The sequence below is a fragment of the Ruminococcus sp. RTP21198st1_G1_RTP21198_201120 genome (genome assembly GCF_040924265.1).
Lineage (GTDB): Bacteria > Bacillota > Clostridia > Oscillospirales > Ruminococcaceae > Hominimerdicola > Hominimerdicola aceti.
In genome coordinates this window covers 154,413-169,524 of the sequence record NZ_JBCOMH010000003.1, presented here as the reverse complement: position 1 = coordinate 169,524, position 15,112 = coordinate 154,413, and the positions used below count along the sequence as shown (strand labels likewise).

Here is a 15,112-nt window from a genome sequence, read left to right as displayed (position 1 = left end):
TATAGCACAACCCTCCCACCTATTCAATAAAGATACTATGAACAATGGGTTTACTTTTTATATAACATATCCTGTCCTAAGGAAAAATATTGCACAATGTGTTTATTTGTGCTATAATGAGTATATATGACTGCACCGCACGCTTCTTGTTCGGTGTTCCTTATTAAAAAAATTATTGTCGGAGGGGTAAAAGTGGATAATATCGTCACTGTCGGCGGACACATAAACGCATCTATAAACTTTGCCATGCAGCAAAACTATGTCCCTGTCATAAGAAGCCTTGTAGTAAATAACAACTCAGAGGAAGTCCTTGAGAATATCAGCCTTAAAATAACCTTTGAGCCTGAGTTTGCAAAGGAATTTACATATTATATCGGCTCTATCCCCGCAAAAAGTTCTGCCGAGATATCCCCTGTGAGAATATCTACCAACACAGATCTTCTTTTCTCTCTTACAGAAAAAATGGTGGGCAATATCACCATTGAGGTGCTTCAAAAGGGTGAAAATATCTTCACCTATCAGAACACTATAGAGCTTCTCGCCTGCGATCAGTGGAGCGGTTTGAACATAATGCCTGAGATGATAGCCGCATTTGTTACGCCAAATCACCCTGCGCTCTCCCCAGTCATTCATGACGCTTCCACGTTCCTGAAAAAGTGGAAAGGCGACCCCTCTTTCACAGGCTATCAGACCAACAACCCAAACAACGTGAAGCTTCAAATGGCAGCAATTTTTGCCGCCCTTGTTCAGCAGAAAATAGTCTACAACGATCCCCCTGCAAGCTATGAAGTCATAGGTCAGAGGATACGCCTGCCGCATAAGGTCTTGGAGCAAAAAATGGGCACTTGTCTTGACCTTGCAGTGCTTTATGCCGCCTGCCTTGAAGCGGTGGGACTTCACCCTCTGCTGTTTTTCATGACAGGTCACGCATTCTGCGGCTGTTGGCTTGAAAACGAAACTTTCGCAGATTGTTGCGTTGACGATGTTTCCGCCATTGAAAAGCGCATTGCAGAAAATGCCGAAGAAATGCTCCTTGTGGAGTGTACAGACTTTGTTGACAGCAACGTTCACGATGTCGAGCGTTTCGACCATGCCATGAAACACGGCAAAGACCATATAAGCAACATGGAATTTCAATGCGTCATAGACATTATCCGCACCCGTGGAAGTGGCATAAGACCTATCCCACTGCGTCCCGAGCAAACCTATTCAGGTCTGCAGCTTGCAGAAGAATCCGACAAGCCAAAAGAGATGCTCGCCCCCTCCGAGCTTAACAGCTCGCTTCTTGGCAAAGTGGCAGAGGGCAACGATAAACCCGTCACAAAAATGCGCATATGGGAAAGAAAGCTTCTTGATTTCAGCCTGCGAAATTCTCTTTTGAACTTCCGTGTCACAAAGAACACCATGCAGCTTATGACCGCCGACCTTGGAAAGCTTGAGGACGAGCTTGCAAGCGGAAGTGACTTCCGTATCATGGAAATACCTACCGAGTGGACAGTTTCCACTCGTGACGCAAAAATATTCGCTATCGAGAACGAAAAGGACCTTGTGACAAATATCGCCGAGAACGAGTTCAAAAACAACCGCATAAGAACGTTCCTTAATGAAGCCGACCTTGACTCCGCCCTTAAAAGCCTCTACCGCTCCGCAAAAGTAAGCATGGAGGAAAACGGCAGCAACACCCTTTTCCTCGCTCTGGGACTTCTCCGCTGGTATGAAAGCGACCTTTCCGAAAAGCCACGCTATGCCCCTTTGGTGCTTATCCCTATAGACATCGTCCGCAACACACGCAATAAGGGCTATATAATAAGGAGCAGACAGGAAGAAACTCAAATAAACGTCACGCTTCTTGAATATCTCCGCCAAGACCACGGCATAAGTATCACAGGTCTTGACCCTCTCCCACTTGACGAACACGGCATAGACCTGCCACTTGTTTTCAATACTATCCGTCAGGCGGTTATGGGCAAAAAGCGTTGGAACATCGAGGAATATGCCTTTATCGGTCTGTTCTCGTTCAGCCAGTTCGTAATGTGGAACGACCTTCGCAACCGCTCAGAGGAGATAAGCCAAAACAAGGTGGTGTCCAGCCTTATGGCTGGCTCTCTCACCTATGCCCCCGAGGATATAAGCATAACCCCTGAGAATATTGATTCCGACCTTGACCTTGAAAACATGGCAGTGCCAATGAGTGCAGACTCCTCACAGCTTGCCGCCATTGCCGCAGCAGGAAGCGGACAAAGCTTTGTCCTCCACGGCCCTCCGGGAACAGGAAAATCTCAGACTATCACAAATATGATAGCAAATGCCCTCTACAATGACAAGTCTGTGCTGTTCGTTGCAGAAAAAATGGCAGCCCTCAACGTGGTGCAGAAACGTCTTGCAAACCTAGGGCTTGACCCGTTCTGCCTTGAACTCCACTCCAATAAAACCAACAAGACCACTGTCCTTGCAGAGCTTGACAAAGCCCTTGAAGTGGGCAAAATAAAATCTCCCGAGGAGTATTCAGCCGAAGCCGCAAGGCTCAAAGCTCAGAAAGCCCAGCTCAACGATACCATAACCGCACTTCACGAAAAGCGTAACTGTGGTGTGACCCTTTATGAAGCTATATCAGCCTATGAGCGCAGTATATCCGAAAAAGACAAAATATCAGTTTCAAAAGATATCTTCGCAAACCTGGCAAAAGAAACTCTCGACCGCTTCAGCAACCTTGTGCATAGATATTCAATAGCCATAGCCGAAACAGGCGACTTTGCCAACTTCCCACTTAAAGATATCGGCATTACATCATATTCTATGGAACAGCGTGACAAGTTCCACACCGAAGCCGCCGACCTTGCCCAAAAAGCCACCGCTTCCTCTCTGTGCGCACAAACTCTCGCACAGGCTTATAGCTACAGCGGCGACCTTGACAAGACAGCAGTAAAAATGCTTTCACACATATACAAAGCTTCCACCGCTGACGGTGAACTTCTTGACGGACTTCTCTGCGCACCTCACTATGATATCACCCTGCAAAAGATCAAAGATACTCTTGCCATAGGAAAAGAGTATACCGCTCTCTGCACCGATATCCTCAGCCATTTTGAAAAAAGCGTCTTTGACTTCCCTGCCTCAGAGTCAAGAATGGTATACAAGCAGGCAGTTCAAAGCTGGTTCCTGCCAAAAGCAATGAAGCTTGGAAAGCTCACAAAGAGAATAAAGCTCCACGCCAAAGACCCTGCTTTCGTTACAAAAGCAAACCTTGGTGAAATTCTCGATAAGCTTTGCACCATAAGCGAAAAGAAAGACTTCCTGCGAAGCCTGCCGTCAGATGTAACAGCGCTTCTCACAGGTATTTACATGAACGAGCAGACCGATTGGAATGTCCTTGAAAAAGCCGTTTCAAAAACCGACAGCATTATGAATGCCATTAAGCAGAAAGCGGGTGCTGACCCTGCACAAATGGCTCAGACTATCGGAAAAGCAAACTGCACTTCTGAGGTACAGGCTCTCTCCTCGTTCCTTGAAAAACTTTCAGCCTTTGAGGACAGCTTCTCAGCCAACATGACCGCCATAGAAGCAAGTGCAGATTGGCTTGGCTTATCTACAGAAAAGCTTAATACCTATGCCGAAAACGCCGATAAGCTTAGATACGCCGCCCAGTTCAACAGCGTTGACAAAGAGCTTTCAGACAACGGACTTTCAGGTGTCAGCGAAAGCTACCGCACAGGCAATGTTGACAGCGAAAACGTAGAAAAAGCATTCTCCTGCACGCTAAACTATCAGCTTGCACTTATGATAATAAACAGCGATAAACGTCTTAGCCAGTTCAGCAGTAACAGTGCAAACGACCTTATCACACAGTTCAAAGACACTCTCGATAAATTCTCACGCCTGACTATACAGGAGCTTTTGGCTCGTCTTTCCGCAAAAATACCTGCCCAAGGCTCAGCCTGCGCTTCCACCTCTGAAATGGGCATACTCAAACGTGCCATAAAGAGCAACGGCAGAATGATGTCACTTAGAAGCCTTTTCGATAAGATACCAAATCTTCTCCGCAAGCTCTGCCCTTGTATGCTCATGAGCCCCATATCAGTTGCACAGTATATAGACCCGTCATTCCCGAAATTTGACCTTGTTATCTTTGACGAAGCTTCACAGCTTCCAACAGCCGAAGCCGCAGGCACTATCGCAAGGGGCGAGAACGTTGTTATTGTGGGCGACCCTAAACAGCTCCCACCAACAAACTTCTTCTCCTCAAATCGGATAGACGAAGAAAACAGCGAAAAAGAAGACCTTGAAAGCCTCCTTGACGATTGCCTTGCTATCTCCATGCCACAGCAGTATCTCAAATGGCATTATCGTTCACGCCACGAGAGCCTTATTGCCTACAGCAACATGAAATACTATGACAATAAGCTTCTCACATTCCCGTCCCATAACGACCTCATTTCAAAGGTGAGCATCATCCACCCCGAGGGTCACTATGACAAGGGCAGAACAAAGCAGAACAAGGCGGAAGCAAGAGCCGTTGTTGACGAGATAATAAGACGAATGAGCGATGAAACGCTCCGCAATGACAGCATAGGTGTTGTAACATTCAGCTCCGTTCAGCAAAATCTCATTGACGATATGCTCTGCGAAGAGTGGGCAAACCACCCTGAGCTTGAAGAGCTTGACAGAAAGTCACCAGAGCCGGTCTTCATCAAAAACCTTGAAAACGTCCAGGGCGACGAGCGTGACGTTATACTCTTCTCCGTCGGCTATGGTCCTGACGAAAAGGGACAGGTTTCAATGAACTTCGGCCCTCTCAACCGTGACGGCGGCTGGCGAAGACTTAATGTAGCAATATCCCGTGCAAGAAAAGCCATGATAGTCTACTCTGTCCTCCGTCCTGAGCAGATAGACCTTTCAAGAACACGTTCCGAGGGCGTTGCAGGACTTAAAGGCTTCCTGGAGTTTGCCGAGCGTGGAAAGCTTGCCGTAACAGCCCACAGCACCACAAAAAGCACAAGCGACAGTACTGTAACAGAGTGTATCGCAAAAGCCATAAAAGAGCTTGGCTATGGGGTGAAATGCAACATCGGAAGCTCCGAGTTCAAAGTTGATATCGGCATAATCGACCCTGACAACGAAAAGGAGTATCTCTTGGGAATACTCCTTGACGGCGAAAACACTCTCCACAGCTCAACCGCACAGGATAGATTTATCCTACAGCCAAGCGTGCTTAACGGTCTTGGCTGGAATATCCTGAGAGTGTGGACGCTCGATTGGTTTGACGATAAGGACCGAGTTCTGGGAAACATAAAAGCCGCCATAGACAGCGCACCAAAGCATGAAGCCGAAACCGCTCCCCCCTCAAAGCCTGCCGTCTATTCCACATCGCAGTTTGAAAGAGAAGAAGCTTCCGCCCTCACATCAGCCTTTGCACAGCCCTATGTGACCGCAGATATTGGCATAATGGGTACATCTGATGACTTTTATAAACCCGAAAACAAGCAGAAAATAAGGGAAACAGCCGAAAAGATAATCGCTGTCGAAGCACCAATAAGCGAGAAGCTTTTCATGAGAAAAGTTTTCACCGCATGGGGCATAACACGAAGCGGCTCAAGAGTGGAAAGCGTCTTTGCCGATGCCGCACAAGGCGTTTCACCATTTGCCACAGCCGATGAAAACAGAGTTTTCCTTTGGAAAGAGGGGCAATCCCCTGAAAGCTATTCTATCTATCGTACAAGCGACGATACCAACAAGCGAAGCATGGAGGATATCCCCTCCGAGGAGATAATAAACGCCGTGAAAGAAGTGCTTTGCCAGCAGATAAGCCTTTCAGAAACCGACCTCGTAAGAGAAACAGCCAAGAAATTCGGCTACACAAGAGCTGTGGGCATAACGGAGAGCGTAATAAGCTACACCCTGAAAAAAGCTCTCACCGCAGGTCTTATCAAAAAATCAGAAAGCGGAAACATCTCCGCAAAATAATACGCAAACAAACCAAAACCACCGCCGAGAGTTTTCCTCCCAGCGGTGGTTTCTATTCATATCAGTATTTCCATTTCTCCGAGCAAATCTGCATCTCAACCATGTGCTTGTAGATACCGTTGGTCTTTTTAAGCGCCTCAGGCGAGCCTGTCTCAGCCACCTTGCCGTCTTTAAGCACAACTATCTTGTCCACACCGTCAACAGTTCTCATTCTGTGTGCTATTATAAGCACAGTCTTGTTCTGTATAAGCTTTGCAATAGACTCCTGTATAAGCGACTCGTTGTCAACGTCCAGAGAAGCCGTAGCCTCGTCCATAAGAATGATAGGAGCGTCCTTTAGAAATGCCCTCGCTATGGATATACGCTGTCTTTCACCACCCGAAAGCTCCGAGCCGTTCTCTCCTATCATGCTGTTCCACTTGTCAGGCATCTTCTCAACAAAGTCCTCGCAGTGTGCAAGCCTTGCCGCCGCCATAACCTCCTCGTCCGTTGCGTCCTTTCTGCCTATCCTGATATTCTCCATAACAGTGTTGTTAAACAGCGTTACATCTTGGAAAACGATAGAGTAAAGTGACAAAAGCTTCTCAGGGTCAACGTCTGCAACATTCATTCCGCCAACAGTTATCTTACCCTTGTCATTATCCCAAAATCTTGCCGCAAGCCTTGCAACAGTGGTCTTTCCTCCGCCAGACGGACCGATAAGCGCTGTTATCTCCCCCTGCTTTGCAGTGAAGCTTACATCGGAAAGCACCTGCTCTTCGCTCTTGTATGAGAAAGCAACATGGTCGAATGTGATATCATAACCCTTGTTGTCAAGCTTATCACTGCCCGACTGCTCCTCGTGCGAGAGTATCTCGTCCATACGCTTGCAGTTTGCGTCTAGGCTTATTATAGCAGCCAAATTCTGAAGCGCTATCTGAAGTGGCTCATACATTCTTGTTACCACCAGCAGGAACATAAAGAACGTCAGCACCGTTATCTCACCCTTTACAAGAAGCGAGCTTCCCACAACAGCCACAGTTCCAATACCGAGCTTTAATATCATCTGCGCTGAGCATACGAACACCGCATTTGCAAACTCTGCCACGATAGCGTGCTTTTCCACAGCCTTTATCTTCTTTTCAAGCCCCTCAGAGTATTTCTCTGTCATGTTGTATGAACGCAGGTCACGGAGAGTTTCAAGCCCCTCCTGAATGCCGTCAATGCAATCTATACGATATTTCATCGTCTTTTCGTGTATCCTTGACATAACCTTCTTTGAAGATATAACTATCATAAATGCTACCGGCATTACCCAAACTGAAGCAAGAGCCATTCTCCAGTCAAAGAAAAACAAGCTTATAACAATGATAGTAGTGGAGACGATACCGCCCACAAGCTCAGGTATCCAATGCGAAGAGCCTGTTTCTATCATTGCACAGTCCGTCATGATAGTGTTTGTAAGGTCGGCAAGGTCTTTCTTGCCAAAGTATGAAAGGGGTATCTTCCTGAGCTTTTCCGCAAGCGTCCTTCGTCTTACACCGCTTTCAACATATGTAGAGTAAAACGTGGACTTATACTGAAACAGCGTTGTAAGGGCAATAAGCAAAAGCACTCCCACTATCGCCCCCATAAAAAGCCAGAACTTATCTCTTGGAAGCTCTCCCTCAAGAAGATATGAGGAAAGCACATATAAAAGCCCCACAGGGAGCATAAGCACAAGGTTAGCAAGCGTAACAGCAATAAAAGCCCTTATCATGCCTTTTGCACCCTTGTCTGAAAGGGCATATTTGTGTTTTAATTTTTCCGTGAAGCTCATAATCAAACCCCTGCCTTTCTGACCTGCCAACTTACAGACCTGTTGTATTCGTTCCACATACGGCTGTAGATCCCGCCCTGCTCTATAAGCTCCTCATGCTTTCCGCTCTCTGCTATCCTGCCCTCAGAAAGAACGTAAATGCGGTCTGCATTTGTTACCGTTGAAAGCCTGTGTGCTATCATTATAACTGTCTTGTCTTTTGAAAGCCTCTCAAAAGCCTGCTGAACAGACCTCTCGTTGTCAGGGTCGGCAAAAGCCGTCGCCTCATCAAGTATAAGCACAGGCGCATTTTTCAAAAACGCCCTTGCAATAGAAAGCCTCTGACACTCGCCCCCCGAAACGTATATGCCCTTTGAGCCGATCATAGTATCAACACCCTCAGGGAACTTCTCGATTATATCCATGCACTGTGCGTCACGAAGCGCCTGCATAACTTCCTCGTCCGTGGCGTCAGGTCTGCCCATTCGCACGTTGTCGAGAATACTCATTTTAAGAAGCTTGCTGTCCTGGAAAACATATGAAACATACTTCATAAGCTCCTCTGACGGAATGTTTCTCACGTCTGCCCCTCCTATCTTTATAGAGCCGCTCTTTACGTCCCAGAAACGTGCGATAAGCGAACAAAGGGTGGTCTTTCCTCCTCCTGAAGGACCTACTACCGCAATATGCTCTCCTGCCTTTATGTTCATCGTTATTCCGTCAACAGCGTTGCTCTCTGCATTGTCATAAGCAAACACCGCATTGTCAAGCTGGATAGATGAGTCCTTTGGAGTTTCACCGCTCTTTGTCTCAGCAAGCGGCTCAGTTTCAAGAATAGAATACATTCTGTTCACAGCGTCGTCCACCAACATCTGTGACTCTCCTGCATATGCTATCTTCATAAGCGTTACAGTAAGAATAGAAGTTATTATCACATAAAAGAAAAGATTAAGAACAAACTCGTCCGTAACTCCATGGGAAGTGAGTTTGAAAGCCGCAATTATAAGCGCCGCAAAAATGCCGTTTGCCGCAGTAGTGAAGCATATCATCGGAAGCATCATGTTCTTTGTGTATCCAAGAGTCCACTTTTCATATTCGTCAATAGCAAGCTTGAAACGCTTGAAAGAAAATATCGTCTGACCAAAGGTTTTTACAACAGGTATTCCACGAACATACTCCACCGCCTCAGAGGACATTTTTTCAAGTGCATTCTGATACTGCTTCATATCCTCCGCCATTTTAGGACCCATCATAAGCGTGCCCATAAGCACAAATGCGATGAACGCAGGGATAAGGCTAATAAGTCCAAGCCGCCAGTCGAATATGAACATCATAACAAGCAGACCCACAGGGGTCGCCATTGAAACAGCCTTGTCAGGGAAATTGTGGGCAAGATAGGTTTCCGTTGACGCACTTGAATCCATAACTATCTTTCTTATCTTTCCTGTTCCCTCAGCTTCAACATAACCAAGTGGAAGCTTCATAATATGCTTCATCATGCTCACCCTCATGTTAGCCTGCACCCTGAATGCCGCCTTGTGAGAACACATGAGCGCAGCGATATAAAACACCATTCCAAGAAGTGCAAAGCCCACAGCCTCCCAGCCGTATCGGCTTATGTTCTCCGCCTTTGAAAAATCAGGTCTTACCCTGAATATCTCTTTTATGATGCGCCAAACATCATAAAACGGTATAAGTGCTATCCATGCACTTATTACAGCAAGAACAGCAGAAGCGTAGGAATAATACTTATGTCCGCCTGCATAGTGCATAAGAACTGCAAAGGAACTTTTCTTTTTCTCTTTCTTTTTCACAACAATACCTCCTGTTTGTTTATAAAGTTAGGTTTAACTAACTTATTGCCATTTAAAAAGCAACACCCTATAAGGGATTGCTGAAAATGTTAAAAAAGTCAAATGATTTTGACATCTTTTCTGTAGGGGAGCGGCGCAATTTCTGCTTTGCAGAAATACGACGTCCCGCTCCCTGCTCAAAGTTCTACTAAAAACCCGAACAACACCAAGACCCTACAAGCCCAGATCCTCATAATTCTGCCCCAGAACTTTCCCCCAGCCTGCGAAGCAGAACTCTCTTATGCTTTTCATAAAGATCTGCGCCTCATCATAAGAAAGATCATGAGAGACCACCTCGTAAATATAAGACCAGCCTGTTCGGCAGATAACGTGTACGAAGAAGTCGCTCACCATGTTTTCACGCCTTGAAAACTGCTTTACAAACTCCCTGTAATACTTTTCCTCTATCTCAGCAAGCTCGTCAAAATAATGCTCATACTCCGTTCCTGCTGAGCGGCAGAAGATAAGCTTGAAAACGTCAAAGTTTTCATAAATATATTTCAGCACAAGCTCAGTTCCCTCATTGCCCTGACTTGTCGCCTCCGCAGGGTCGCCGCTCTCCGTGGCAGCGGTTATGCTTTCAAGATACAACTCCATAAGTCCGTCTGCAGCCGGCTTTACCACCGCCGAAAAAAGTCCAGCCTTGTCCCCAAAGCGTGTATATATAGACCCCGTACTTACTCCGCTCTCAGAAGAGATCCTGCGAAGATTTGCATTTTGAAAGCCGTGTTCAAGAAATTCTTTTTTTGCACTCTCTATAAGAGTTTCTGTAACTCCTGCTGTTTCCGTTCTCATTTTGCACCTGCCTGAAAATAACCATGTTATAATAACAGTGTTATTATAACATGGTTATTTAAACTTGTCAAGTTTTTTTCTTAAAGCAGCTCAAAATCTTGTAATAATATCATTTTCATGATATAATTTTATCATATGATTAACGACAGGAAATGATAAAATGAAAAACATAAACAAAGCGATCACTTTCGCTAAAAAAGAAACCGTCCTGATAGTGGCAATGCTCTTAGCCGTTATATCTGCATTTTTCGTCACACCCGACAAAGCATATGCAAGTTATATCGACTTCCGAACACTTGGACTTCTGTTCTCTCTTATGACAGTGACCGAGGGCTGCAAAGGTCTTGGCATTTTTGAACGCAGTGCAAAATTTATCATAAGCAAAGTCAATACCGCATTTCAGCTTTCCATAGTGCTTGTGGGGCTTTGCTTCTTTTCAAGTATGTTCATAACAAATGACGTTTCACTTCTGACCTTTGTTCCCCTCACTCTCACCGCCCTCTCAACTCTCGGTGAAGCAGGTAACAAGCTTCTCATACCCATTGTCGTTCTGCAGACCATTGCCGCAAATCTTGGCAGTATGCTCACGCCTATAGGCAATCCTCAGAATCTATACCTTTTTGGTGTATCGGATATGAAGCTGAAAGATTTTCTTGTACTTATGCTTCCCTTTACTATTGTTGCAGGAGCGATGCTTTTTCTGTGGACGCTTGCAGTGTGTAAAAAATCAGGAAAGCTGTCTGTCAAGACAGATATAACTGCTGAAAACTTCGATACATATTCGACTAAAGACAAGACAAAGCTTTCAGGATACGTCCTACTTTTTGTCCTTTGCCTGCTTACAGTTGCAAGGCTTATCCCATGGCAGATAACAACCCTCTGCGCACTTGCTTTCTCTGCCATTGCTGACAGAAACGTGCTTAAAACAGTTGATTACTCACTGCTTCTTACATTCTGCGGATTTTTCATCTTTATCGGAAATATGGGCAGAGTAGAGATTTTCCGCAGTGTACTCAGCAGCATAATAAACGGTCACGAGCTTTTTATTGCCGTTGCCGCAAGTCAGATAATAAGCAACGTTCCATGCGCTATACTCCTTTCAGGCTTCACCAACAAGCTGAACGCACTTATAATAGGAACGAACATAGGCGGCCTTGGCACTCTTATCGCCTCCATGGCAAGCCTTATATCCTACAAGCAGATATGCCGCAGCCACCCCCATATCAAAGGCAGATATTTCGCATATTTCACAGCCGCAAATATCGCTTTTCTCGCTGTAATGGCTCTGACTGTAACGATCGCATACTGAAATAAGTTTTCTATACCCTGCCCACTTTATCTGCATAACATTTTCGCTAAATGCCCACACTATCCGCAGGAGGTGTTTTTATGCTTGAATTTTTTGCAGGAACGCTGGTAGGCGGTTTTGTGGGCGTTGTGACAATGTGCCTTTGTATCACCGCAGGCGAAAGCGACCGTCACGATGAACGATGATGTTTTACTCAGGTAAACTTCGTGATTTTCACCAAAAAAGCTGCCGCAAAATTTCCCTTTGCGGTGGCTTTTTTTATGCCTGTCCGTATTGACAAATACTCCGCTTTGTACTATAATAATATCATTGTACTTTAGCAAGTAAAAACGCAAAAGCATAAAAGCTTTAAAGCGTCACATGAAGTAAAAGGAGTGTATTGGATTGACAGCAAGGTGGATAGTATTGGTATTATACCTTGCACTTATGATAGGCATAGGTGTTTATTACCGCAGAAAATCGGCAAGCGTCAATGATTTTGTACTGGGAGGAAGAGGTCTTGGAGCATGGTTCACAGCCTTTGCATATGGAACTTCATACTTCTCGGCAGTAATTTTTGTAGGCTACGCAGGAAAATTCGGCTGGAATTACGGTGTAGCTTCCACATGGGTAGGAATTGGAAACGCCGTCATAGGCTCATGGCTTGCATGGAAAGTTTTGGGCAGACGTACAAGGATAATGTCAAAACACCTTGAGGCAAAGACCATGCCTGAGTATTTTGAAAAGAGATACAACAGCAAGCCTTTGAAGATAGTTTCGGCACTTATCGTGTTCGTATTCCTTATCCCTTATACGGCTTCGGTCTACAACGGCTTGTCAAGACTTTTTGAGAAGGGCTTTGGTATCCCTTACAAATATTGTATAATCGGCATGGCAGTTTTCACTGCGGTGTATGTTATCATGGGTGGCTACAAGGCTACAGCACTGAACGATTTTATTCAGGGAATAGTAATGCTTGTGGGCATTGCGGCGGTAGTTCTTGCAGTGCTTGGCGAAAACGGCGGCCTTGGAAATTCTTTTGACCTGCTTGGTGATATTTCTGACGCAAATGGCGACAAGGGTGCATATTCGTCACTATTCGGCCCTGACCCTATAAACCTTGCAGGCGTTGTTATTCTTACCTCTCTCGGCACATGGGGACTTCCACAAATGGTGCAGAAATTCTACGCAATAAAAGACGACAAGGCTATCAAAACAGGCACCATCGTATCCACATTCTTTGCAGTAGTGGTAGCAGGCGGCTGTTACTTCCTTGGTGGCTTCGGCAGACTTTTTGTCAAGAGCGCTGACGGACTTCCTGAGGGCGGTTTTGACGGAATAGTTCCGACTATGATGGAAAAGCTTCCTTCACTGCTTTTCGGACTTGTTATCGTTCTTGTGCTTTCTGCTTCAATGTCAACACTTTCATCGCTTGTGCTTACATCAAGCTCCACTTTGACTATCGACCTTATCAAGCCTATAATGAAAGAAAAAATGGACGAGAAAAAACAGCTTATCACAATGAGAATTTTCATTGCCGTATTTCTTATCATCTCAGTTGTGCTTGCAATAATCACCCTTGAAAATCCACAGACAGTAATTTCAACTCTCATGTCTATCTCATGGGGCGCACTTGCAGGAGCATTTCTTGCACCATTTATGTACGGACTTTTCTGGAAGGGCGTAACAAAGGCGGCTTGCATGGCAAGCTTTATCGCAGGAGTAGGCATAACGGTCGTACACATGGCATACTACACCCTTGCAGGACACACAGGAACACTTTGGGGCATAAACCTTGCCTCGCCTATCAACGCAGGCGCATTTGCGATGCTTTTCGGACTTGTTCTTGTACCTATCGTTAGCCTTATCACAAGGCAGAGCGACGCTGACAAGGCTCATGCTGAAAAGGTGTTCGAGTGTTATAATGACAGCGAAATATGATTTCACATGGCTTACATAATTGAAACGCAGACAGGGACGGACTTTGTTCGTTCCTGTTTTTTATGCGGATAATGCAAATGATATAGTGAGCGAAACGACAAAACAAGCGGGCGAACGGTGTTCGCCCCTACGATTTTGTTGCCGTGGGTTTTAGCCTTTTTTATTCAATTTTCAAATTGCATTCGGAGTATGACACTGGGTATTATGCCCTAGGTTTTGTATACACAAAATATCACAATGCACGCCCACGTCCTGATACAAGTACTCTACAGCCTGTTCCAGAATCTCTCATCGTATTCACTAAGTCACAGGGCTTGTACGTGCCCGCAAGTATCTAAGACGCCTTCTACTTATCCCTGAAAAATGCTCTTTTTGTTGCATAAAAAATGCAACAATTAATGGATTATTGCCAAATTAAATCATAAATCATTTGTTTGCACAAATTGACCACATGAATTTTGTATAATATCCACTGTAGGGGCGAACAGTGTTCGCCCGTTTTCCTACCTGAACTAACTTTTGGGGGTCCACATTATTAATGTGTATACAGACAACAAAAAGTTCCATAAAACACCATCCAACACCTGAACGCATTTTATGGAACTCTTTTCAGATTATAAATTTCTTCGCCTTGTTTACAATACTGCGGTCGTTTTCGTAAGACAGGACCTGTCCTGCCCTGCCGATCTCGACCCAACGTATGTCTGCGATCTCCTCTTCCTGAGGAGTGTAGTCGGTGTTCTTTGCTTTGCCGATAAAGTAGACAACGATCTTCTGCGTGTCCTTCCTTGGTGAATAGGACACTATCTCCCGAAACGTGGTATCAAGATTTACGTCTATCCCCGTTTCCTCCATGATCTCACGCTTGGCAGTTTCTTCCTCTGTTTCATCGCCCTCAACGTGACCCTTTGGGAATGACCAATGACCGCTGTTGATATGCTTTATCAGCAGTATCTCGGTGTTGCCGTGATACTTTCTGTAAACGATAGCACCGCAGGATTTTTCATGCAGCATCATTTTTCCTTTCCGGAGCTTAGCCCCAATATTTACTCATTGATTTAATTATATCACAACAGCCCTCATTTGTCTATACCCTTTAATAAATATACTCCTATTTTGTGCATATTCCACAAATCAGGTAAAATAAAAAAAGCCGTGCAAAAGCACAGCTTTTTGAAACAGTCAAAGATTATTCCTCAACCTTGTTCTCGATATACTTAACGATATCGCCAACAGTCTTGATGTTCTCGACCTCTTCATCAGGGATCTCTACATCAAAGCTCTCCTCGATGCTCATTACAAGGTCAACTACGTCCAGTGAGTCAGCGCCGAGATCCTCTGTGATAGAAGCCTCCATAGTTACTGCGTCCTCTTCAACATCGAGCTGCTCTACGATAATGTCCTTGATCTTATCAAATACCATTACTTTACCTCCATTCTGTACTTTACTGGGTCTGCCGCTCAGCGCAGCATTTATGTCAGCCGCCGCCGCTCATA

Annotated in this window: 9 protein-coding genes; 4 read left to right on the top strand and 5 right to left on the bottom strand. The window is 45.2% G+C overall.

From position 1 onward, the window contains the following. The first annotated feature begins 192 nt into the window (after positions 1–192). Positions 193–5,961 (top strand): DUF3320 domain-containing protein, encoded by a 5,769-nt coding sequence (locus AB5627_RS03255; RefSeq protein WP_368369668.1) that lies wholly within the window; start codon positions 193–195, stop codon positions 5,959–5,961. 61 nt (positions 5,962–6,022) lie between these two features. On the opposite strand, the gene AB5627_RS03250 is transcribed toward AB5627_RS03255, so the two are convergent. The 3 genes from AB5627_RS03250 to AB5627_RS03240 all read right to left on the bottom strand — a co-directional run bounded on the left by AB5627_RS03250 (position 6,023) and on the right by AB5627_RS03240 (position 10,386). Next, positions 6,023–7,759 (bottom strand): ABC transporter ATP-binding protein, encoded by a 1,737-nt coding sequence (locus AB5627_RS03250; protein ID WP_022288112.1) that lies wholly within the window; start codon positions 7,757–7,759, stop codon positions 6,023–6,025. 2 nt (positions 7,760–7,761) lie between these two features. Next, entirely contained in the window at positions 7,762–9,510 is a 1,749-nt protein-coding gene (locus AB5627_RS03245) for an ABC transporter ATP-binding protein (protein WP_265290591.1), read from the bottom strand. 255 nt (positions 9,511–9,765) lie between these two features. Then, a complete protein-coding gene (locus tag AB5627_RS03240; protein WP_270760338.1) occupies positions 9,766–10,386 on the bottom strand; it encodes a TetR/AcrR family transcriptional regulator in 621 nt (206 codons plus the stop codon). A 160-nt stretch (positions 10,387–10,546) separates the two neighbouring features. Here AB5627_RS03240 and AB5627_RS03235 point away from each other — a divergent pair, with 160 nt between their 5' ends. The 3 genes from AB5627_RS03235 to AB5627_RS03225 all read left to right on the top strand — a co-directional run bounded on the left by AB5627_RS03235 (position 10,547) and on the right by AB5627_RS03225 (position 13,615). Next, entirely contained in the window at positions 10,547–11,695 is a 1,149-nt protein-coding gene (locus AB5627_RS03235; RefSeq protein ID WP_265290574.1) for an SLC13 family permease, read from the top strand. 80 nt (positions 11,696–11,775) lie between these two features. Next, positions 11,776–11,880 carry a DUF3789 domain-containing protein gene (locus AB5627_RS03230; RefSeq protein ID WP_022288118.1) on the top strand — a complete coding sequence of 35 codons (105 nt, stop codon included), beginning with the start codon at positions 11,776–11,778 and terminating at the stop codon, positions 11,878–11,880. 241 nt (positions 11,881–12,121) lie between these two features. Further along, positions 12,122–13,615: a sodium:solute symporter gene (locus AB5627_RS03225; protein ID WP_265290590.1), complete on the top strand. Its 1,494-nt coding sequence runs from the start codon at positions 12,122–12,124 to the stop codon at positions 13,613–13,615. A 609-nt stretch (positions 13,616–14,224) separates the two neighbouring features. Here the strand turns inward: AB5627_RS03225 and AB5627_RS03220 are convergent. Further along, positions 14,225–14,629: a bis(5'-nucleosyl)-tetraphosphatase gene (locus tag AB5627_RS03220; RefSeq protein WP_046439839.1), complete on the bottom strand. Its 405-nt coding sequence runs from the start codon at positions 14,627–14,629 to the stop codon at positions 14,225–14,227. Positions 14,630–14,804: 175 nt separating this feature from the next. Beyond that, positions 14,805–15,038, bottom strand: a complete 234-nt coding sequence (gene acpP, locus AB5627_RS03215; protein ID WP_038672418.1) for an acyl carrier protein — start codon at positions 15,036–15,038, stop codon at positions 14,805–14,807. Between the last annotated feature and the right edge of the window lie 74 nt (positions 15,039–15,112).